General features: G+C 71.4%; 18 protein-coding genes. 13 read left to right on the forward strand and 5 right to left on the reverse strand.

Going from position 1 to position 20,621, the window contains the following annotated elements:
* Positions 1–12 precede the first annotated feature (12 nt).
* From R9X44_RS30520 to R9X44_RS30545, 6 genes are all read left to right on the forward strand, one after another.
* On the forward strand, positions 13–783 hold the full coding sequence (locus tag R9X44_RS30520) for a fumarylacetoacetate hydrolase family protein (protein WP_319817800.1): 771 nt from the start codon (positions 13–15) through the stop codon (positions 781–783).
* Positions 780–1,151: a VOC family protein gene (locus tag R9X44_RS30525; RefSeq protein WP_319817801.1), complete on the forward strand. Its 372-nt coding sequence runs from the start codon at positions 780–782 to the stop codon at positions 1,149–1,151. The genes R9X44_RS30520 and R9X44_RS30525 overlap by 4 nt, the downstream gene beginning before the upstream one ends.
* A 34-nt stretch (positions 1,152–1,185) precedes the next feature.
* Positions 1,186–1,977 carry an alpha/beta hydrolase gene (locus R9X44_RS30530; RefSeq protein ID WP_319817802.1) on the forward strand — a complete coding sequence of 264 codons (792 nt, stop codon included), beginning with the start codon at positions 1,186–1,188 and terminating at the stop codon, positions 1,975–1,977.
* On the forward strand, positions 1,974–2,423 hold the full coding sequence (locus R9X44_RS30535; RefSeq protein ID WP_319817803.1) for a heme-binding protein: 450 nt from the start codon (positions 1,974–1,976) through the stop codon (positions 2,421–2,423). Before R9X44_RS30530 ends, R9X44_RS30535 begins: the two co-directional genes overlap by 4 nt.
* Positions 2,424–2,425: 2 nt before the next feature.
* The gene (locus R9X44_RS30540; protein WP_319817804.1) at positions 2,426–3,463 is read left to right on the forward strand and encodes a hypothetical protein; all 1,038 of its coding nucleotides are present in this window, start codon (positions 2,426–2,428) and stop codon (positions 3,461–3,463) included.
* A gap of 234 nt (positions 3,464–3,697) precedes the next feature.
* Complete coding sequence (locus tag R9X44_RS30545) at positions 3,698–5,335, forward strand: hypothetical protein (RefSeq protein ID WP_319817805.1); 1,638 nt, start codon at positions 3,698–3,700, stop codon at positions 5,333–5,335.
* A gap of 6 nt (positions 5,336–5,341) precedes the next feature.
* On the opposite strand, the gene R9X44_RS30550 is transcribed toward R9X44_RS30545, so the two are convergent.
* Positions 5,342–7,003, reverse strand: coding sequence for a SulP family inorganic anion transporter (locus R9X44_RS30550; RefSeq protein WP_319817806.1), 1,662 nt, complete (start codon positions 7,001–7,003; stop codon positions 5,342–5,344).
* Positions 7,004–7,278: 275 nt separating this feature from the next.
* On the opposite strand from R9X44_RS30550, the gene R9X44_RS30555 reads away from it, so the two are divergent.
* Positions 7,279–8,919: a SulP family inorganic anion transporter gene (locus R9X44_RS30555; RefSeq protein ID WP_319817807.1), complete on the forward strand. Its 1,641-nt coding sequence runs from the start codon at positions 7,279–7,281 to the stop codon at positions 8,917–8,919.
* A 4-nt stretch (positions 8,920–8,923) separates the two neighbouring features.
* On the opposite strand, the gene R9X44_RS30560 is transcribed toward R9X44_RS30555, so the two are convergent.
* The 3 genes from R9X44_RS30560 to R9X44_RS30570 form a co-directional block, all read right to left on the reverse strand.
* Positions 8,924–9,442 carry an LURP-one-related/scramblase family protein gene (locus R9X44_RS30560; RefSeq protein ID WP_319817808.1) on the reverse strand — a complete coding sequence of 173 codons (519 nt, stop codon included), beginning with the start codon at positions 9,440–9,442 and terminating at the stop codon, positions 8,924–8,926.
* Between the two features lie 79 nt (positions 9,443–9,521).
* Entirely contained in the window at positions 9,522–10,442 is a 921-nt protein-coding gene (locus R9X44_RS30565) for a DUF389 domain-containing protein (RefSeq protein ID WP_319817809.1), read from the reverse strand.
* A 54-nt stretch (positions 10,443–10,496) separates the two neighbouring features.
* A complete protein-coding gene (locus tag R9X44_RS30570; protein ID WP_319817896.1) occupies positions 10,497–12,296 on the reverse strand; it encodes an alkyl/aryl-sulfatase in 1,800 nt (599 codons plus the stop codon).
* A gap of 263 nt (positions 12,297–12,559) precedes the next feature.
* Here R9X44_RS30570 and R9X44_RS30575 point away from each other — a divergent pair, with 263 nt between their 5' ends.
* Entirely contained in the window at positions 12,560–13,534 is a 975-nt protein-coding gene (locus R9X44_RS30575) for an NAD(P)-dependent alcohol dehydrogenase (protein WP_319817810.1), read from the forward strand.
* Between the two features lie 52 nt (positions 13,535–13,586).
* Here R9X44_RS30575 and R9X44_RS30580 read toward each other — a convergent pair whose 3' ends face one another.
* Positions 13,587–13,883 (reverse strand): antibiotic biosynthesis monooxygenase family protein, encoded by a 297-nt coding sequence (locus R9X44_RS30580; protein ID WP_319817811.1) that lies wholly within the window; start codon positions 13,881–13,883, stop codon positions 13,587–13,589.
* 190 nt (positions 13,884–14,073) lie between these two features.
* Between R9X44_RS30580 and R9X44_RS30585 the strand changes: the two genes are divergently transcribed.
* The 5 genes from R9X44_RS30585 (at position 14,074) to R9X44_RS30605 (ending at position 20,598) form a co-directional block, all read left to right on the forward strand.
* Complete coding sequence (locus tag R9X44_RS30585) at positions 14,074–15,528, forward strand: aldehyde dehydrogenase family protein (RefSeq protein ID WP_319817812.1); 1,455 nt, start codon at positions 14,074–14,076, stop codon at positions 15,526–15,528.
* A 51-nt stretch (positions 15,529–15,579) separates the two neighbouring features.
* A complete protein-coding gene (lhgO, locus tag R9X44_RS30590; RefSeq protein ID WP_319817813.1) occupies positions 15,580–16,785 on the forward strand; it encodes an L-2-hydroxyglutarate oxidase in 1,206 nt (401 codons plus the stop codon).
* 131 nt (positions 16,786–16,916) lie between these two features.
* Positions 16,917–17,777 carry an amidohydrolase family protein gene (locus tag R9X44_RS30595; protein WP_319817814.1) on the forward strand — a complete coding sequence of 287 codons (861 nt, stop codon included), beginning with the start codon at positions 16,917–16,919 and terminating at the stop codon, positions 17,775–17,777.
* A 7-nt stretch (positions 17,778–17,784) separates the two neighbouring features.
* The gene (locus R9X44_RS30600) at positions 17,785–19,542 is read left to right on the forward strand and encodes a thiamine pyrophosphate-dependent enzyme (protein ID WP_319817815.1); all 1,758 of its coding nucleotides are present in this window, start codon (positions 17,785–17,787) and stop codon (positions 19,540–19,542) included.
* Between the two features lie 15 nt (positions 19,543–19,557).
* Positions 19,558–20,598, forward strand: a complete 1,041-nt coding sequence (locus R9X44_RS30605) for an Ldh family oxidoreductase (RefSeq protein ID WP_319817816.1) — start codon at positions 19,558–19,560, stop codon at positions 20,596–20,598.
* The last annotated feature ends 23 nt before the right edge of the window (positions 20,599–20,621 follow it).

Below are 20,621 nucleotides of genomic sequence, written 5' to 3' on the forward strand. Positions count from 1 at the left end.
GGAGGACGGCCCGTGTGGGGACGGGTGGACGGCGACGTCGTCCGCGTCCTCACCGGCTCGCCCATCGACGGCTCCCCGTCCGACGACGGCCGCGTCATCGCCCTCGACACCGCAGTGTTCCTGCACCCCGTCGTCCCCCCGGTGTTCTACGCCGTCGGGATGAACTACAAGAGCCACGTCGCGCACGCCCAAGCGCTCGGCAACAAGACCGCGGTGCTGCCCGACCGTCCCGAGGTCGCCTACCGCGCCAACAACGCGCTCACCGGGCACCGCGCCCCGATCGTCAGGCCCGCCGAGGTCACCGGACGGTTCGAGGCCGAGCCCGAGCTCGTCGCGGTGATCGGCAGGAGGCTGCGGCACGCGACCTACGCCGAGGCCCGCGAGGCGGTCTTCGGCTGGACGATCGGCAACGACGTCAGCGCGCGCGAGTGGCAGCACGCCGACCGCTCGTTCTGGCGCAGCAAGAACAGCGACACCTTCAAACCGATGGGCCCGTGGATCGAGACCGACCTCGACCCGCTCGCCCAGACCACTGCCCTGCGCGTCAACGGTGAGGAGCGCGCCTCCTTCGCCACCGGCGCCATGGTCTTCGACCCCTACGACTACATCGTCGAGACGACCAGATACCTGACGATGCACCCCGGCGACGTCCTGTGGCTCGGCGCCGACGCGACATGCCAGCTCGAACCCGGCGACACCGTCGAGGTCGAGATCAGCGGGATCGGCGTGCTCGCCAACCCCGTCGTCCTTGCGCAGACACCTCAAGAAAGGCCCCGGCGATGAGCAACCGCCCGCGTTACATCCACCACGTGAACTTCCCGACCACCGACGTCGAGCGCACCAAGGAGTGGTACGCCAAGGTGTTCGGCCTGAAGGCGATCACGCCGAAGAGCAACACCAAGGTCCTGCTGATGACGCGGGGCAACTTCGACCTGCACTTCACCCCGGTCGAGGAGATGGACCGGATGGCCCCCTACCACTTCGCGATCGAGGTGGACGACTGGGACGGCTTCCTCGCCCACCTCAAGGAGCTCGGCATCCGGCACACCAGGCCGATCGAGCGGCCGGAGAACCAGTCGAAGTTCTGCTACATCCACGACCCCGACCACACGATGATCGAGCTGGTCTTCCACGGCCGCCGCCCGAACTGACCGCCGGCGTCCCACCCCCGTAAGGAGAACGCCCATGGGCGTCGCACTATCCGACGGCACAGTCAAGATCTACTACGAGGTCCACGGTTCCGGCCCGGCCATCGCGCTCGTCCACGGCTCGGGCGGCCACCACGCCGCCTGGTGGCAGCAGGTCGCCGCGCTGCGCGATCGCTACACCCTCGTCACCATCGACCTGCGCGGCTTCGGCAACTCCGACTCCTCGATGCCGGAGTTCGACGGCCAGGACTTCCCCGGCGACGTCGTCGCCGTCCTCGACGCCGCGAACCTCACCGACGTGCTCGTGTTCGGCCAGTCCATCGGCGCGGTCGCCGCGCTGCGGGCGGGCCTGGCAAGGCCCGACAGGATCAGCGGCGTCGCGCTCGGCCACTCCTTGGGCGGCATCGCGCACCCCGAGCTGACGCCGCTGGTGGCGGCCGACCGGGCCGAGGCCGTCAAGCTGCCGGTCATCGACAGGCTGCTGTCCAGGGAGTTCCAGGAGAAGGAAGCCGCCAAGACCTTCCTGTTCCAGCAGCAGGGCACGTTCAACGTCGCCAAGATGGCCGACCTGCGCAACCTGACCGTCGGCGGGCCGACCCTTGACGAGGTCGTCGCGTCGGGCCTTGAGGTGACGTTCCTCGCGGGGGAGAAGGACGCGGTCATCAGCCCCGCGACGGTCCGCCGCGCGCACGAACTCCTCAAGGGCTCGCACGTCGAGCTCATCCCGGACGCCCCGCACTCCATGTACTGGGAGCGCCCCGACCTGTTCAACGCGGCGCTCGTCCGCATCCGCGAGCGCCTCTCGGCGAAGAAGGCAAAACACCCATGAAACTCACTCTCCAAGAGGCCGAGCAGATCATCGAAGCGGTGCTCAAGCAGGGCCTCGCCCTGGGCAAGGCGCTCAGCGTCGCGGTCGTGGACGACGGCGGATTCCTCAAGTCGGTCAAGCGCGCTGACGGCGCGCGTCCCCTCACCCCGAGCATCGCGCTCGCGAAGGCATACAGCGCCGCGGTGATGGAACGGCCGACGAGCATGCTCAAGGACTGGGCCAACAGCAATCCAGGGTTCTTCGCCCAGCTGTCGACCATGGGCACCCACCCGATCGTCGCCACCGAGGGCGGCGTCACCATCAAGCGCGACGGCGCGATCCTCGGCGGCCTCGGCGTCTCGGGCGGCACCCCCGCCGAGGACCAGCAGGCGTGCGACGACGTGCTCGCCGCGCTCGGCTACGAGCTCGAGTTCCGGGCCTGGGGCGTTCCCGCGGAGGAGAAGTAGCGATGGCAGACACGTTCAAGTACCGCATCGACCACCACGGCAGCCTGATCCGGCCCGCCGAGGTGCTGACCGCGCGCGACCGCCACGCGGCGGGCGAACTCGACGCGGCGGGCCTGCGCGCCGTCGAGGACGACGCGATCGCCGAGGCCGTGCGCTTCCAGCGCAAGCTTCGCCTTTCGGTCGTCACGGACGGCGACTTCCGCCGCGCCGACTTCCGGAGCGCGGTCCTCGGCGCGGTGCACGGCTTCCGCCGCACCGGCGAAACCGACAAGTACGGCCGTGCCGCCTGGCTCGCCGCCGAGGAGCTGAAGGCCGACGGGCCCCTCGTCGCCGACGACGTCGCACGCCTCGCCGAACTGACCGGGGCCGCCGCCCCCAAGGCGACCCTCCCGTCGGCCGCCTACCTGGCCGCGACGACCTTCGACCCGGCCGGGCCGTACCGGAGCCCGGTCGAGCTGGGTGAAGCGCTCGCCGCCATCGTCCGGGCCGAGATCGAGGCGCTGATCGCGCGCGGCGTCCGGCTCGTCCAGCTCAACAACTTCCGCTACCAGGCGTACCTCTTCGGCGGGGGAGGGCAGCCCCTCACCCTTGACGAGGCCATCGCGATCGACGCGGCGGCCGTCGCCGTCGCCGAGCGCCCCGAGGGCTTCCGGATCGGCGTGTGCCCCACCCACCGGGCCGCCGACGTCGACGCCGGGGCGGCCGCGAAGCTGTTCGGCGAACTGCCCGTGGACCGCTGGGTGCTGCCCTACGACCAGGGCACGAAGGGCGAGATCGACCTCCTCAGGGCCGTCCCCGCCGACCGCGACGCCGCCCTCGGCATCGTCAGCCCCCGCGTCGCCGCCCTTGAGGACATCGACGTCATCATGGACAGGATGGACGTCGCCGCCGAGCTCAAGGACATCGAGGACATCGCGGTGACCCCGTCGGCGGGCTTCGCCGACACCGCCGGGAACGCCGAGATCTCCGCCGACGACCAGCGCCGCAAGCTCATCCACGTCGAGACCATCGCCCGCATGTGCTGGGGCAACGAACTGTGAGCTGACCGCGTGCGGGCCCGTCCGGACTTCCGGGCGGGCCCCTACGCGTCGCCGGACCGCCCGCAAGGGCCCCCGCCGCGCGTGGAGCTGGCCGTGACCCGGCATTCCGGACCGGCGCGCCACCGGACCGACGCCTTGTCGCTGTACGACCCGCCCTGTCGGATGGCAGAAAGGGCGCGGCGGCGGTTTCGGGGGGCCGGGCACGCCGCCGTTCACCGCACACGATGGGGCCTCGTGCGACAGATAACCCAAGAAGAGCAGGACGCCGTCCTTGACGTCCTGCGCCGCAACCGGGAAAGGCTCCTCGCCGTACCCGGGGCGCACCACGCCGACGTCGGATACGAGTACAAGGCGGGGGACGCCTCCGGGCACCTCGCGATCCGCGTCTTCGTGACCGACAAGCGCGCTGAGAGCGAGCTGCCCGACGCCGAGATCCTGCCGACGGAGATCGAGGGCGTGCCCGTCGACGTGATCGAGAGCGCACCGCTCCCGCACGGCGACAACCCGCGCGACGGGCGCTTCGAACCGCTCGTCGGCGGGGTGGGCATCGCCAACGCCAACCCCAGGTGCGACGGCTTCGGCACGCTCGGGACAGTCGTCCACGACGCGGTGACCGGCCTGCCGCTCGGCCTGTCGAACTACCACGTGCTGGTCCAGGACGTCGGCACGAAGGGCGACCCGATCGTCCAGCCGTCGGCGGGGTCGAAGGCCGCGAACCTCGTCGGGACGCTGGAACGCTGGGACCAGACCCTCGACGCCGCCGTCTTCACCCTCACCGGCGCGCGGACGTTCGCGCGCGGCATCGTGGACCACCCGGGCGGGGCCCAGGGCATCGGCAACCCGCTCGTCGGCACGCCGGTCACCAAGTCAGGACGCAGCACCCAGACGACGTTCGGGATCATCGACGGCGTCAGCGACCAGAAGATCACCATCATGCCGGACAAGCTCAGGCCGTCGCCCGGCGAGATCAGCGCGCCAGGCGACTCGGGCTCGGTCTGGCTGCGCGTGGACGACTACGCGGCGGTCGGCCTGCACTTCGCGGGCGAGGACCCGCGCGTCCGGGTGGACCGGGCCTGGGCCGCCGACATGAACGCGGTCGCCAGGTCGCTGCGCATCGTCGTCACCATGACCATGCCGAGCCTGCCGGGCGCGCAGGGCGACACCCTCCCGCCCGGCGGCGTCCTGCACGGCGACGACGTCATCACCTCGCCCGACGGCATGTTCCGGCTCGTCTACCAGGTCGACGGCAACCTCGTGCTGTACCGGGTGTGCGACGGGCGGCCGACCTGGGCGTCGGGGACCAAGGGCAAGCCGGTCGGCGTCTGCGTGATGCAGGCCGACGGCAACCTCGTCATCTACGATCCCGTCCAGCGGCCGGTCTGGTCGTCGGGCACGCACGAGGGCAAGGACGCGGGGAGCCGTCTCGTCCTGCAGACCGACGGGAACCTCGTGCTCTACCGTCCCGACGACACCCCGTCGTGGGACTCGGGCACCCGCCAGAACCCCCTGCCCGTCGGCGCTCCCGCCTCGGGCGACACGATGCAGCCGGGCCAGGTCATGCACCGGGGAGACACGCTGACGGCCGCCGACGGCTCCTGCTACCTGGTCTACCAGCCGGATGGGAACCTCGTGCTCTACCGCCGCAGCGACGACGTGCCGGTCTGGGCGTCCGGCACCCGTGGCCGCTCGACCGGCGTCTGCATGATGCAGTCCGACGGCAACCTCGTCGTCTACGACGCCGACTCCAAGGCGGTGTGGGCGTCCGACACCGACGACGGCGACGCCAACAGCCGCCTCGTCGTCCGTCCGGGCGGCGTCCTCACCATCTACCGCCCCGACGGCTCCATCGCCTGGTCGACCGGCCCCGTCTGACGCCCGTCATGCCTCGTCGGTGCGACGGAAGGCGGCGACGGCGTCGAGCACGCGGGGGTACATGTGGTCGGCCCCGATGCGTGACTCAAGGCCGGTGTCGCGCAGCAGCGCGCGGATCGGCGTGCGGACGCGCGCGAGGGCGAGCCGCACGCCGTGCGCCTCAAGATCGTCAAGAACGCGGTGCAGGGTCTGCACGCCCGTGGTGTCCATGTCGTAGATGGCCTCGGCGTTGAGGACGACGAGCCGGATCGGCGGGTCCGCCTCGGACACCAGACGGCGCAGGTCGGCGCGCAGCGTGTCGGCGTTGGCGAAGTACAGGGGCGCGTCGAAGCGGTAGACGACGAGGCCGGGCAGCGTCTCGGCGTCGGCGAAGTTGGCGATGTCGCGGTACGCCTCGTGCTCGCCGGTCCTGCCGAGCACGGCGGTGTACGGCATGATCGCGCGGCGCAGGATCGCCAGCAGCGAGACCACGACGCCGACGACGATCCCTTCGAGCACGCCGAGGACGAGGACGCCGACGGCGGTCACCGCGGCGAGCACGAAGTCGGTCCGGTGGACGCGCCACAGCCGCCTGAGCTCGGCCACGTCGATGAGCCGCACGGCGGTGACGATGATGATCGCGCCGAGCGCCGCGTGCGGAAGGTAGTGCACGAGCGGCAGCAGCGCGGCCGCGGTGACGGCGACGGCGAGCGCCGCGACGACCCCGGTGAGCTGCGTCTTCGCGCCGGAACCGGCGAGGAGCGCGCTGCGCGAGTCGCTGCCGTTGGCGGGGAACCCGCCGAACAGGCCGGAGGCGGCGTTGGCCGCGCACAGCCCGAGGAACTCCTGGCTGGCGTCGGCGTCACGGCCCTCCGCCGCCTCAAGCGAGCGCGCGGTGAGCACACTGCCCGCGTAGACCAGCAGCGCGATGCTCGCGGACGGGCCGAGCAGCGCGACGACGTCGTCGAACCGCACGTGCGGCAGGTGCGGGACGGGCAGGCCGCCGGGCACCGTGCCGAGGACGGCGAGCGTGTCGTCAAGGCCCGCGACGGCGACCACGGCGGTCGCGGCGGCCAGCGCGATCAGCGGCCCGGGCAGCCGCGGCGAGACCCGGCGCAGCACGATCACGACGGCGGCGGTGAGGAGCGCGCAGACCAGCGCGGGCCACTGGAGGCCGCCGAGCCCGGTGAGGACGCGCGCCGCCTTGCTCAGCGAACTGCCGGAACCGGCGTCCACCCCGGTGACCTTGCCGAGCTGGCTCATGACGATGACCAGACCCGATCCGGCGAGGTAGCCCGTCAGAACGGGCGTGGACAGCAGCCGCATCAGGACCGACGCCCGCACCAGATATCCGATGAGCAGCCAGCCCGCCACGAGGAACGCGAGGAGCGCGGCCAGCCCGCTGTGCCGCGCCGCGTCGGCTGCCGCGAGCGGCGCGAGCACGCTCGCCACCACGATCGCCACCGACGACTCGGGCCCGACGTTCAGCCGCCGCGTCGGCCCGAGCACCGCGTACCCGAGCATCGCGCCGAACGCCGTGTACAGCCCGGTCGTCGGCGGCAGCCCGGCGAGCTGCGCGTAGGCGAGCCCCTGCGGGATGACGACGGCCCACAGCGACAGCGCCGCCAGCAGATCGGGCCGCAGCCAGGACCGCCGATACCCGCGCAGCATGACGACCCCGGGAACCACGGCGTCAGCGTCCGGTCGAACGGAACGCGGGCCCGGAGGCGGCTGTCATGCGGATCGTCATGCGCCCTCCGGAAGCCGGCATCCCTCAGGGAGCCTCCCCCCACCCCGAGACGCCGCAAACCGCGCGTTGACGAGCCTTGGCGGGGTGGTGGCCGTCGCATGGGGGGCCGTCGGGTATCCCCGGCTCAGCCGTCATCACCGAGCCGCGGGGGAGCCGATGAGCCAGGGGAACCTGCCACCGTCCGGCGCGTCACCCGCGCGCCGGGAGCGGGCACTTGGCTGACGCGACCGCGCCCGCCTTGGGCTCGGCCCTGCGCGGCGTCCCGCGCGCCGGGCTAGCCAAAGAGGTCATCGCCGGTATCACCCTCGCCGCGCTGGCGATCCCGCTGAACATCGGCTACGCCCAGATCGCGGGCCTGCCGCCGGTGACCGGCCTTTACGCGGCGATCGTCCCGATGCTCGTCTTCGCGCTGCTGTGCTCGTCACGGCAGCTCGTCGCCAGCCCCGACGCGCCGATCGCCGCGCTCATCGGCTCGCTGCTCGCCGGATTCGCCGCCCCAGGCACCCCGCAGTACGTGGAACTCGCCTACGCCCAGGCCCTGGTCTGCGCCGCGGTGTTCCTGCTGTTCGCGGTCTTCCGGCTCGGCTTCCTGGCGAACTTCCTGTCCGAGCCGGTGCTCGTCGGCTTCATCGCGGGCCTGGCGATCGAGATCCTCACCAGCCAGGTGAAGAAGATCCTCGGCATCAAGACGACGGCCGAGGACTTCTTCCCCGAACTCTGGCAGATCATCACCGGCATCCCCGACGCCGTGCCGTGGAGCGTCGCCGTCGGGGTCGGCACGATGGCGGTGATCGTCGGGCTGCGCCGGTATGCGCCCGCGTTGCCCGGTCCGCTGATCGCGCTGGTGCTCGCGACGGTCGCGGTGGCCGTCGCCGGACTCGACAAGCACGGCGTGTCGATCCTCGGGCCCGTGCCGTCCGGGCTGCCGACGCCGCACCTGCCGCACGTGCCGCTCGGGCAGTGGGCCGCGCTGATCCCCGGCGCGGTCGCGATCTGCGCGGTGACCCTCGCTGACGGGCTGCTCACCGCGCGCCGCTACGCCGAGCGGCACGGGTACCCGCTGGACGCCGACCGCGAGCTTCGCGCGTTCGGCTTCGCCAACGTCGGGGCCGGGTTCACCCAGGCGATGACGACGGGGTCGAGCGCGTCGCGGACCGCGGCGATGGACGCGGCGGGATCGCGCAGCCAGATTCCGAGCGTGGTGTGCGCGGTCGTCGTCGCGGTCCTTCTCGCGTTCTTCTCCGGGGTGCTGCGGTACCTCCCGGACGCGGCACTCGCCGGGATCGTCGCGGTCGCCGTCGTCAAGCTCCTCGACGTCGTCGCGCTGCGCAGGCTGTGGCGGCTGCGCAGGTCGGAGTTCTGGATCGCGGTCGTGTGCATGGTCGGCGTCCCCGTCCTCGGGTCGCTGACCGCCGTCGTGATCGCCTTCCTGCTGTCGGCGGTCGAGGTGGTGCGGCGGGCGTCGCGGCCCCGCGCGGTCGCGCTGAAGCCGGGCCCCGAAGGCAGGTTCGTCCGGAGCGACACCCCGGAGGCCGCGCCCGGCCTGGTGATCTGCCGGTTCGAGTCCGACCTGTTCTTCGCCAACGCCGCCACCTTCACCGACCGGGTCGAGGAACTCGCGGGCGACGGGGTGCGCTGGTTCGTCCTCGACGCCGGGGCGATCACCGACGTCGACACCACCGGCGCGCAGACCCTGCACGAGGTCGTCAGGACGCTCGGCGACCGGGGCGTGGTCTTCGCGGTGTCCCGCGCGACGGGCCCGCTGCGCGACCTCCTCGCCCACTACGGCCTCGCCGACCTGCCCTACTACGCCTCCAACCGCGCCGCCCTCGACGCCTACCGGGAGAAGGGGTGAGCGGTCAGCGGTCGGGGTGGCTGAGGGCGTCGACGCAGACGACGATGGCGAGCAGCAGCGGGACGTCCTCGCCCTTGGTGACGGCGACGCCGTAGGTGTCGCGGGCGCGTATCCACTGCTTGGAGACGCGGGCGATGTCTTCGCCGTCGCGGGTGATCACGTAGTCGTGGTCGAGGATGTTCCCGCGCGCCTTCAGGTCGGCGCCGTCGGCGACCTTGACGGTGAAGCGGTCGCGGAACCCGAACATGCCCTTGTGCAGGGTGGCGACCGTGGTCCCGGCACGTTCGACGGTGAAGCTCGACCGCACGCGCAGCACCTTGCTGCGGACGCGGAGCAGCTCATTGCCCTCGGCGTCCTCGAGCGTGAAGGTCTTGCGCAGCCGGAACACCTTGCCGTTGACGCGGTAGGCGCGCTGACCGAGGCCGTTCTCGATCCAGAAGTCATCGCCGAACGACAGCATCCGCTGCTGCATCTGGTAGGTCTCGGTGACCGCCGGAGTGGATTCGGCCTTGTGACGGAACATGGAAGCCCCCTTTCCCCTGCGGGGTGAAATGCCCGATTTGTTGGTTCGGGTAGCCCAAGGGGAAGCCAAGTCTGGCCGCTCACGACCCGACGGTCCCCGCCTCGATCAGCCGTCCCCGCGTCGTCTCCACGACGACAGGGAAGCCGTCAGGGACGACCCCGTCGAGGCGGGCCAGCAGGTCGGCGACGGGCGGCGGCTCCGACGGCGTCCGCACCGCGATGTGGAAGGTCCTGCCCTCGGTGCGGACGCCGATGACCGACGCGTCGGGCTCGGCGGCGAGCCAGTCCGTCGCTGCCTTCTTTGCCTGGTTCCGCCAGGACGCGAGCAGGTAGTTCGCCGCGGTGTCGGCCACCAGCACCACCGCGACGGCGACGCCAAGCCCGCCGAGGGCCGCGACCGCCCGGCCGCGCCGCCCACGCCCCGAGTACCCGAGCGCGCCGAACACGAACGCGCCGGTCACGATGAGGGCGAACACGTTCGACAGGAACAGCACGAGCGCGCCGAGCGCGAGCACCGCGACGCCGGGCAGGACGCTCGCCAGGTCGCGCCGGGCGATCGCGACGGCCCCGGCGAGCCCGGTCGCCACCGCGGCGAGCAGGTCGGCCAGGCCCGGCGAGGTGCGCCCGGCGATCTGGCTGTTGTCCAGCAGCTGGTAGGACCCGGGCACGACGAGCGAGGTCACGAGCCCGATCGTGACGACCACCGCCGCCCCGCCCAGGACGAACCAGCCGGCCCCGGTCCGCGCCCGTTTCACCAGGCCGAGCGCCATGCCCATGATCGGCGTCGACATCGGCGCGATGATCATCGCGCCGATGACCGTCGTGGTGGAGTCCGCGACGACGCCCGCCGCCGCGATCGTCGCGGACAGCAGCAGCATCGTCCAGAACGCCGAGTACCGGGACGCCCGGTCGCCCGCCCTCAGATCGAGTTCGGCGGTCACCTCGTCGAGCGTCCGCCGCTGCGCCCGCGGGACGAGCCGGTCGCGCACCTCGGCGAGCATCACGCTTCCCTCCGGATGCCGGACGCCCGCCGGGCGTCGCGGATGCCTGGCCCGTCAGGGCGTGACGATGTCGAAGTCGCGGTCCGGCGTGTCGAGCATGCCGAGCAGCGTGGTGAACGCGTTGGTGTCGCCGTCGGCCTGGACGCCGTCGAGGCTGCCGGTGGCGGCGACCTTCAGCAGCTGCGGCTTGGTGAGCGTCAGCGTGAGGTCGGGCCGGGTGCCGTCCTGGTGCGTCATCTGGGTGAGGACGCCGTTGGCGAGGCGGAGCCGCACCTCGTCCTTGAGATCGGTGATGTTCCAGTCGATCGTCAGCCGGATGTCGCACGCGCGCGGGCCGTCGACGCGGATGGCGAGCGAGTCGAAGATCTGCTCGACGCTCAGCGCGCGCAGGACGTCGGGGCTGGAACTGTCCAGGGTGTTCGCCGGCTTGTGGCCGCGCAGCTCGGCCGCGCCCTGGAGGTAGAAGTTCCGCCATGTCCCGTTCTCGCTGCCCTGCCCGAGCCGCTCGTACACGTCGGCGAGGAGGCCGCGCGCGGCGGTGTCGGCGGGGTCGGCGAACACCGCGTAGTTGAGGAGCTGCGCCGCCCAGCGCAGGTCCTCCGCCGCGAACGCGTCACGCGCCTTCGTCACGACGGCCGTGCTCCCGCCCATGGCCTCCACGTGCCGCTTCGCCGACTCCACCGGCGGCAGCTCCCACAGATGGGCGGGGTTGCCGTCGAACCAGCCCATGTAGCGCTGGTAGATCGCCTTGACGTTGTGGGACACCGACCCGTAGTAGCCGCGTGTGTGCCAGGCCGATGACAGCGCGGGCGGCAGCTCCATCGCCTCGGCGATCTCCGGGCCGGTCATGCCCTGGTTCAGCATGCGCAGCGTCTGGTCGTGCAGGTAGGCGTACAGGTCGCGCTGCTCGGACAGGAACGTGGTCAGCTCCTCGGTGCCCCACGTCGGCCAGTGGTGCGACGCGAACAGCACGTCGGACTTGTCGGCGAACATCCCGATCGCCTCGGTGAGGTAGCGCGCCCACACCCGCGCGTCACGGACGAGCGCGCCGCGCAGCGTCAGCACGTTGTGCAGGTTGTGCGTCGCGTTCTCCGCCATGCACAGGGCGCGCCGGTCGGGGAGGTAGAAGTTCATCTCGGCCGGGGCCTCGGTGCCCGGCGTGAGCTGGAAGACGATCCGCACCCCGTCGAACGTCTCCTCCTGGCCCGTCTCGGTGATCGAGACGGTCGGCTCGATCAGTGAGATGGTCCCGGTCGAAGTCGTCTGGCCGAGGCCCGCGCCGATCTGGCCTTCGGGGCCCTTGGGCAGCTCAGCGCCGTACATGTAGATCGACCTGCGGTTCATTGCCGTGCCCGCGTAGACGTTCTCCGAGACGGCGTGCTCGAGGAACCCCGAGGGCGCGACGATGGGGACGTCGGCGTCGTCGTCCACCACGCCGCGCACCCCGCCGAAGTGGTCGGCGTGCGAGTGCGTGTAGATGACCGCCTCGACCGGCCGGTTCCCCCGGTGCTCACGGTAGAGCGCGAGCGCCGCTTCGGCGGTCTCCACCGACAGCAGCGGGTCGACGACGATGACGCCGTGATCGCCCTCGATGAACGTCACGTTCGACAGGTCGAACCCCCGGACCTGGTAGATCCCGTGCGCCACCTGGTAGAGCCCGTGCTTGGCGGTCAGCTGCGACTGCCGCCACAGGCTTGGGTTCGCCGTCTCCGGACACGGCCCGTCAAGGAACTTGAACGCCCCGAAATCCCAGACGGCGCGCCCGTCCGCGTCGGTGATCCGCTCGGCCGCGACGGTTCCGACGAACCCCCGGTCGGCGTTGGCGAAATCGGTCCGATCCGCGAGCGAAGGCATGACTTCCACAGCGGCTCCTCACCACGATCTACGACATTCCGTCCTCCGGGACCTGCCCTGACGTGCCTCTGGCCAGGCCCTCGCCGGGGCAAGGAACCCGCCATGCCGGCGCGCGAGGCGAAGGACCGTGTCCGGATCGGGCCACTCGCTGCGCATAAGGGGGATGAGGGGGGAGGGTTCGCTTGATCGTCTGGGCGCGCCGGGACCGGTGCGCCCGGGGTGGAAGCGCCCTCGCGGGCGTGGGGACGCCGGGGAGGCGCGTGGTGAAGGCTTTCGTACGGGACGAGTTCGGCGGTCCCGAGGTCCTGGAGATCCGTGACGTCCCGGTGCCGGAACCGGGGCCCGGCCAGGTCGTCGTCAAGGTGCGCGCGTCGTCGGTGCAGCCCTGGGACTGGCACAACCTGCGCGGCGAACCACGGGTCGCCCGGCTGATGGGCGGCGTCGGCCGCCGCCGTCCCCTGTACCCGGTGCTCGGCGCGGACCTCGCCGGGGACGTCACGGCGGTCGGCCCCGACGTCACCACGGTCGGCGTCGGCGACGCGGTCTACGCGATGCCGCTGGGCGGCGGCTTCGCCGAGTACGCCCTGGTGGACGAGACGGCCCTCGCCCCCAAGCCGGAGAACTTCAGCTACGAGGAGGCCGCCGCCGTCCCCCTGTCGGCGCTGACCGCCCTCATGGCCCTGCGCGACGACGGCAACCTCACCGAGGGCCAGTCCGTCCTGGTGACCGGCGCATCCGGCGGCGTAGGCATCTTCACGGTCCAACTCGCCAAGGCCCTGGGCGCATCCCAGGTCACCGCGGTCTCCGGCCCCCACGCCGCCGACCTCCTGACCTCCCTCGGCGCGGACACCATCATCGACCGCACCAAGGACGACTTCACCCGCACCGCCACCCCCCACGACCTCCTCATCGACATCGCCGGCGCCCACTCCGCCCGCGCCACCCGCCGAGCCCTCACCCCCAAAGGCGCCCTCGTGGTCGTCGGCGGCCCAGGCGGCCGCTGGATCTCCCCCGTCAACCACGTCATCTCCGCCATGGCCCTCGCCCCCTTCATCTCCCAACGCGTAGCCCTCACCGACGTCACCGCCTCCAAAACCATCGCCGCCGACCTGGCCTTCCTCACCTCAACCAACCTCAAGCCCATCCTCGACCGCACCTACCCCTTCCCCGACCTCCCCGCCGCCCTCCAAGCCCAAGAACACACAAGCACCACCGGCAAGTTGGTCCTCACCTTCTGACCCGCACCACCCACCCCCGACCGCGCGCGTCGGGGGTGCTGTTCGGGCGGGGTCAGAGGGTTTGGCCGGTCCAGATGGTTCGGGAGGTGAGGAGGGGGCGGATTGTTTGGAGGATGTGGGTGTGGAAGTGGGGGGTTTGGGTGTGGGCGGTGAAGGCGGGTTCGTCGGCGTACTGTTCGTAGAGGGTGAAGGAGGACTCGCCGGGGGGTGTTTCGGTGTCGGTGTGGACTATGTAGGCGAGGTTGCCGGGTTCGGTGGGGGTGTGGGTCTGCATCGCGGTGAGGGCGGCTTGGACGGTGGGGGCGTCGGATTCGGCGCAGCGGTAGTGGGCGATGACGGCGTAGGGCATGGGGGCTCCGGTTCGGGCTGACTGACGGGGTGGGAATTCCCTGATCTCACCATGGGGGAGGTCGGGGACGGGCTACGTGGCGTGCAAGCAATGGATGCCGTTCGGCGGATGGTTGCGGGGGCGGGGAATTCCTATCGTGGGCCCGGCGAGCGCGCCCTGACACCCCGTGAACGAGCCCTGAGGAGCCCTGATGGCCTTGCAGTCGATGGAGACGCTTTCCGGAGGACGCTGGGTGGGGGCGGATTCCTGGGTCGAGGTGTTCGACCCCGCCGACGTGCGCGAGGCCGTCGCGGCGGTGCCCGCGCTGACGCCGGAGGACGTGACCGCCGCCTATGACGCCGCCGAGTCCGCGTTCGCGGTGTGGCGGCGGACGTCACCGTTCGAACGGGCCCGGATCTTCACCCGGACGGCGGCGCTGCTGCGCGAGCGCGCGGCGGAGATCGCCGAGGCCGTCAGCACCGAGAACGGCAAGACCAGGGCCGAGGCGCGCGGCGAGACCGAGAAGGCCGCCGACTTCTTCGAGTACTACTCGTCCCTCGCCCGCGACGGCTACGGCACGCTGATCCACGACGTAAGGCCGGGCACAAGGACGAGCTTCCAAAGCGAGCCGCTCGGCGTCGTCCTGGCGATCACCCCTTGGAACGATCCGCTGCTCACCCCCGCCCGCAAGCTCGCCCCCGCCCTCGCCGCGGGCAACACCGCGGTGCTCAAGCCCGCCACCGAGACCCCGACATCGGCCCTGCACCTCGCCCGCGCGCTCCACGACGCGGGCCTCCCCGCGGGCGTCCTCAACGTCGTCACCGGACGCACAAGCCAGATCTCCGACGCCCTCCTGGACGACCCGCGCATCGCCGCGGTCACCTTCACCGGAAGCAACGGCGTGGGGGAGACCCTGCGGGTCAGGCTCGCCGCACGGAACATCAGATTCCAGGGCGAACTGGGCGGCAAGAACGCCTCGGTGATCCTCCCCGACGCCGACCTCGACGCCGCAGCGACCGCCGTGGTGGCCGCGTCCTTCGGCCAGGCCGGGCAGCGCTGCACCGCGACCAGCCGGGTCCTGGTCCACCGCGACGTCCACGACGCGTTCGCCGACATCCTGCGCGCCAAGGTCACCGCCCTGCGCCTCGGCCCGGGCCGCGACGCCGACGTCAACGTCGGCCCTCTGGTCAGCCAGAGCCACCGCGCCGGGGTGCTCGCCGACATCGACCGCGCGGTCGCCCAGGGCGCGAAGATCGACGTCGGCGGCACGCCCCCCGAAGGCCCCCGCTACGCGCACGGCTGCTACGTCACCCCGACGGTCCTCGCCGGGGTCACCCCCGAGATGGACGTCTGGCGGCACGAGGTCTTCGGCCCCGTCGTCGTCCTGCGCGCCTTCGACACCCTCGACGAGGCCATCGCGGCGGTCAACGACTCCGACTTCGGCCTCGCCGCCGCGATCTTCACGAAGGATCTCGGCGCGGCCCACACGTTCATCGACGCGGTCGACTGCGGCCAGGTCGCGGTGAACACCACGACCTCGGGCTGGGACGTGCACCACCCGTTCGGCGGGTTCCGCGACTCGGGCTCGGCCTTCAAGGAGCAGGGCGGCGAGGCGCTGCGCTTCTACACCCGGGTCAAGACCGTCGCGATCCACTATGGAGGGTGACGGGCGCGGCCCGCACGGAAGCGACAGCGAGAACGAACGGATTGACGGAACATGGCCGAAGAGAGCATTGGAATCGTCGGCGCGGGCATTGTCGGCCTTGCGATCGGACGCGAGATCCTCCGGCGACGGCCGGGCACCCGCGTCGTCGTCCTGGAGAAGGAGGACAGGGTCGCGGTCCACCAGACCGGCCACAACTCCGGCGTCGTGCACGCGGGGATCTACTACAAACCGGGCAGCCTCAAGGCCGAGTTGTGCACCAGGGGAAGGCTCCTGCTGCGCGAGTACTGCCAGGAGCGCGGCCTCCCCTATGACGAGTGCGGCAAGCTCGTCGTCGCCGTCACCGAGGAAGACGTCGCCCGCATGGACGACCTCCACAAGCGCGCTGACACCAACGCCGTACCGGGCCTCAGAAGGATCGGCCCGCAGGAGATCCGCGAGATCGAGCCGCACGCGACGGGTCTGGCGGCCCTGCACTCGCCGGTCACCGCGATCACCGACTATGTGAGGATCGCCCAGGCGTTCGCCGCGGAGATCACCGACGCGGGCGGCGAGATCAGGTTCGGCTTCCCCGTCGACGGCGTCCGCGAGGTCCCCGGCGGGTTGGAGGTCTCGTCAGGCGCCGAGGCGCTCAAGTTCGACAGGGTGATCCTCTGCGCGGGCATCCACGCCGACGCCGTCAGCCGGTTGGCGGGGGACGCCGACGAGCCCCGCATCATCCCCTTCCGCGGCGAGTACATGGTGATCCGTCCCGAAAAACGGGACATGGTCCGCGGCCTCATCTACCCCGTCCCCGACCCGCGCTACCCGTTCCTCGGCGTCCACTTCACGAGGCGCGTGTCCGGCGAAGTCGAGGTGGGCCCCAACGCCGTCCTCGCCTTCGCCAGGGAGGGCTACAAGCTCTCCGACGTCTCCCTCGCCGATCTCGCCGGAATCGCGGCATGGCCCGGCATGTGGCGGATGGCGGCACGGCATTGGCGCACCGGCGCGAAGGAGATGTACGGATCATTCTCCAAGCGCGCCTACATGAAAGCCGCGCGCCGCTATGTCCCGGAAATCGGCGCGGCCGACGTCGTGCGCGCCGGATCGGGCGTCCGAGCGCAGGCACTCGACCGCGACGGCGGCCTTGTCGACGATTTCCGCATTCACCGGCTCGGCCCCGTCACCGCGGTCCGGAACGCCCCCTCGCCTGCGGCTACCTCGTCCATGGCGATCGCCGAGTACGTCCTTGACGTGCTCGAAGGAAAAGCCGTTGGCTGATCGGCGCGAGCATCGCGATTCGTGCAACAACCGTTTGCGCGTCGCGGACTCCGCAAAACCCGATCACCCCTCTAGCGTCTTATCCAGATTCACCCGAGATCCCGCAGCACCCGATCGATAGGAAACAGATCATGTTCGTTGTCGACTCCCAGGTCCACATCTGGAAGGAAGAGACCCCGGACCGTCCGTGGGTCCCCGGCGCGCGGGAGCGGATCAGGCTGAACGGCCACCGCGAGGACCCCTTCAGCTACGAGGAGTGCCTTGAGCTGATGGACGAGGCCGGCGTCAACCGGGCCCTCATCCTGCCGCCGTCCTGGGAGGGCGACCGGATCGACTACGCCCTCGAGGCGTGCGAGGCGCACCCCGACCGCTTCGGCATCATGGCGCGCATTCCGCAGAACAAGCCGGAGGAGGGCACCGCGATGCTGCGCGACTTCGCGCAGAACCCGCACGTCAAGGGCACCCGGCTGACGTTCCACCGGCCGCAGGACCGCAACTGGATGATCGACGGCACCAACGACTGGTACTGGCCGATCGCCGAGGAGCTGAACATCCCCACGATGGTGCACGCGCCGGTGTGGAAGGCCGAGCTCGGCGCGATCGCCGGAAGGCACCCCGGGCTGAAGATCATCATCGACCACATGGGCATCATGGCCCGCTGCGTCGACGACGCCATCGGCTACTGGGCCGCCGAGACCGCCGACCTGCACGAGCACCCCAACATCTACGTCAAGGTCTCCGCGCTCCCCGGCTACTCCACCGCGCCCTTCCCGAACCTCAACATCGAGAAGTACGTGCGCCACATGGTCGACAAGATGGGCCCCGAGCGCTGCTTCTGGGGCACCGACATCACCCGGCTGCTCGGCCACGGCCTCACCTACACCGACACGATCGAGCAGTTCACCAAGCACTTCGACTTCACCCCGGAAGAGCTCGACTACATCATGGGCAAGGGCATCTGCGACGTCCTCGACTGGCCGATCGAGGGCTGATCCCGACATGACGCACCCCACCGACCGGCCGCACCCCGGTCAGCCGCACCCCGGTCAGCCGCACCCCGACCGGCCGCACACCGACGGCGGCGACGCCGTCATCGCGGCGTTCAACGCGATCGGCGCCGACTACGTGTTCTCCTCGCCGGGCTCGGAGTGGGCCCCGGTCTGGGAGTCGCTGGCCCGCAGGCACCGCGACGGGCTCCCGTGCCCGAAGTACCTCGACCTGACGCACGAGACAGTCGCCGTCGGCATGGCCACCGGGTACGGCCTGGTCACCCGACGCGTCCAGGGCGTCCTGCTGCACGCGGGCCCCGGCCTGCTCCAGGGCTCGATGGCCGTGCACGGCGCGCTCCTCGCGGGCGTGCCGATGGTGGTCGCCTCTTCGGAGTCCACCACCTACGGCGACGGACCCGGCCCCGACCCGGGCGGGCAGTGGTACCGCAACCTGTCGGTCGTCGGTGGGCCGCACGGCATGGCGAGGCAGTTCGTCAAGTGGGCCAACGAGGCGGCGAGCGTGCACACGCTCCCCGGCATGGTCACCCGTTCGGCGGAGCTCGCCGAACGGGCCCCGGCCGGGCCCGTCTACCTCAACATCCCCCTTGAGGTGCTGCTCGACCCGTGGGAGGAGCGCGAGCTCAAGCCGGTCGCGCCGAAGGGCGCGACGGTCAGCGCGCCCGACGAGATCAGGACGGTGCTCGACCTCATCGCCGCGGCCGAGAACCCCGTCATCGTCACCGAGACGGCGGGCAGGGAAGCGGGCGGCATGGCAGCGCTCGTCGCGTTCGCCGAGGCGCTGCGCATTCCCGTGGTCGAGCCGCCTTCCGCGGTGTGCGCGAACTTCCCGCGCACCCATGACCTGCACGTCGGCCCGGACATCGAACCGTGGATGGACGCCGCCGACCTGATGATCCTGGTGAACTGCCGCGCGCCGTTCTACCCGCCGAGCCGCAGGCCGTCGCGGGCGCGGATCGTCGTCATCGACGAGGTGCCGCAGCGGCCCCACGTCGCCTACCAGGTGCTTTATGCCGACCACTACCTTGAGGGCGGCGTCGCGGCGACGCTGCGCGAGCTGACCCGCCTCGCCGTCGAGACCGCGCCGGCTCCCGCCGCGCGGGACGCCGACCTGCGGGAGCGGCGTGCGGCCGAGGTCAAGGCTATCGAAGCGGCCGAGACGCGTGCCGCGTCCGCCGCGTCGGGAGGCGTCGATCCCGTCGCGGTGGCGGTCGCGCTGCGTGAGCTGCTCGCGCAGGACGATCCGGTCATCGTGGACGAGACGATCACGCACAGCCGTGTGGTGTCCAGGCACCTCAGACGGTCCACCCCGGACTCCTACTTCTACGTCCAGGGCGGCCTCGGGCAGGGCATCGCCGTCGCGCTCGGCGTCAAGCTGGCCGCGCCCGAGCGGCCCGTGGTCTTCACCGTCGGCGACGGGGCATTCCTCTACAACCCGGTCATTCCCTCGCTCGACGCGGCCAAGCGGTACGGCATCCCGCTGCTGATCGTCATCTTCAACAACCGCGAGTACCTGTCCATGAAGATGAACCACCTGCGGTTCTACCCCGAGGGCGCGGCCGTGCAGACCGGCGAGTTCCTCGGCGTCGACCTCGCCGGCCAGCCGGATCTCGCGAGGTTCGCCGAGCCGTTCGGGTTCCACGGCGAGACCGTCGCACGGGCCGCCGACCTCACCCCCGCGCTGGAACGCGCGCTCAAGGCGGTCCGCGAGGGCGTCACCGCGGTCGTCAACATCTCCACGTCACGCTAGATCCGGAGCACCCCGATGTCACCAGCGACCAAAGTCGTGGTCCCCGCCGCCGACCTCACCAGCTTCACCGCTGAGCTGTTCACCAGGGCGGGCACAAGCCCGGAGCACGCGGCGACCATCGCCGACGTGCTCATCTGGGCGGCCCTGCGCGGCGTGGACTCGCACGGCGTCTCCCGCGTGCCGCGCTACCTCGAACTCCTCGCGTCCGGCGAGGCCAACCGCGACCCGGGGATCGAACTCACGTCGAGCGTGCCCGGCGTCGCCGTCCTCGACGCCGACCGCGCGCCGGGACCCGTCGCGCTCACCATGGCCGCCGACGAGGCCGTCGCCCGCGCGCGGGCCAATGGGATCGGCGCGGTCGGCGTGCGCGGGACCGTGCACACCGGCGCGATCGGCTACTACACGACGCGGATCGCCGAGGCGGGGCTGACCGGCGTCGCGTTCGTCGCGGGCATGCCGAACATGGGCTACACCGGCGCGAAGGGCGCGGCGGTCGCGACGAGCCCGCTGTCGATCGCCGTCCCCGCGACGGGCAGGCCGCCGGTCCTGCTCGACATGGCGACCGCCACGATCGCGCTGGGCAAGATCGCCCAGTACCGCAACAGCGGCACCCCGCTGCCCGAGGGCGCCGCCGCGACCGCCGACGGCGTCCCCACCACCGACCCGGCCCTGGCGAAGATCCCGCTGCCGATGTCCGGCGCGAAGGGCGCGGGCATGTCCCTGGCGTTCGAGCTGATCACCAGCGTCCTCGTCGGCGCGCCCATCGTCTCGAAGTTCCACGGCGGGGACCGCAAACACCGCCAGAACGCCCTCATCATCGCCCTCGATCCGGCGGCCTTCGGCGACCCCGCCGCCTACCCCGACGCCGTCGCCGACACCCTCGCCGTCCTCAAAAGCCTCCCCCGCGCCGACGAGTCCACCGAGATCTTCTACCCGGGCGAACGCAGCACCGCCGTCGCCGCCCACCGCGCCGCCACCGGCATCCCGGTCGGCCCGAAGATCTGGACCGAACTCACCACCGCCGCCGCATCCCTGGGCGTCGAACCCCCCGCCTGACGCGGGCCACAAGACCCGGGCGG

It is taken from the genome of Actinocorallia sp. A-T 12471, from assembly GCF_033875155.1.
GTDB lineage: Bacteria > Actinomycetota > Actinomycetes > Streptosporangiales > Streptosporangiaceae > Actinocorallia.

What these genes read in the sequence shown, in the direction of transcription:
- R9X44_RS30560 (WP_319817808.1), bottom strand. Translation starts at nt 9,442, where the DNA reads ATGTTCCGTCACAAGGCCGAATCCACTCCGGCGGTCACCGAGACCTAC.
- R9X44_RS30570 (WP_319817896.1), bottom strand. Translation starts at nt 12,296, where the DNA reads ATGCCTTCGCTCGCGGATCGGACCGATTTCGCCAACGCCGACCGGGGG.
- R9X44_RS30595 (WP_319817814.1), top strand. Translation starts at nt 16,917, where the DNA reads ATGTTCGTTGTCGACTCCCAGGTCCACATCTGGAAGGAAGAGACCCCG.
- R9X44_RS30540 (WP_319817804.1), top strand. Translation starts at nt 2,426, where the DNA reads ATGGCAGACACGTTCAAGTACCGCATCGACCACCACGGCAGCCTGATC.
- R9X44_RS30600 (WP_319817815.1), top strand. Translation starts at nt 17,785, where the DNA reads ATGACGCACCCCACCGACCGGCCGCACCCCGGTCAGCCGCACCCCGGT.
- R9X44_RS30525 (WP_319817801.1), top strand. Translation starts at nt 780, where the DNA reads ATGAGCAACCGCCCGCGTTACATCCACCACGTGAACTTCCCGACCACC.
- R9X44_RS30535 (WP_319817803.1), top strand. Translation starts at nt 1,974, where the DNA reads ATGAAACTCACTCTCCAAGAGGCCGAGCAGATCATCGAAGCGGTGCTC.
- R9X44_RS30585 (WP_319817812.1), top strand. Translation starts at nt 14,074, where the DNA reads ATGGCCTTGCAGTCGATGGAGACGCTTTCCGGAGGACGCTGGGTGGGG.
- lhgO (WP_319817813.1), top strand. Translation starts at nt 15,580, where the DNA reads ATGGCCGAAGAGAGCATTGGAATCGTCGGCGCGGGCATTGTCGGCCTT.
- R9X44_RS30565 (WP_319817809.1), bottom strand. Translation starts at nt 10,442, where the DNA reads ATGCTCGCCGAGGTGCGCGACCGGCTCGTCCCGCGGGCGCAGCGGCGG.
- R9X44_RS30530 (WP_319817802.1), top strand. Translation starts at nt 1,186, where the DNA reads ATGGGCGTCGCACTATCCGACGGCACAGTCAAGATCTACTACGAGGTC.
- R9X44_RS30605 (WP_319817816.1), top strand. Translation starts at nt 19,558, where the DNA reads ATGTCACCAGCGACCAAAGTCGTGGTCCCCGCCGCCGACCTCACCAGC.
- R9X44_RS30580 (WP_319817811.1), bottom strand. Translation starts at nt 13,883, where the DNA reads ATGCCCTACGCCGTCATCGCCCACTACCGCTGCGCCGAATCCGACGCC.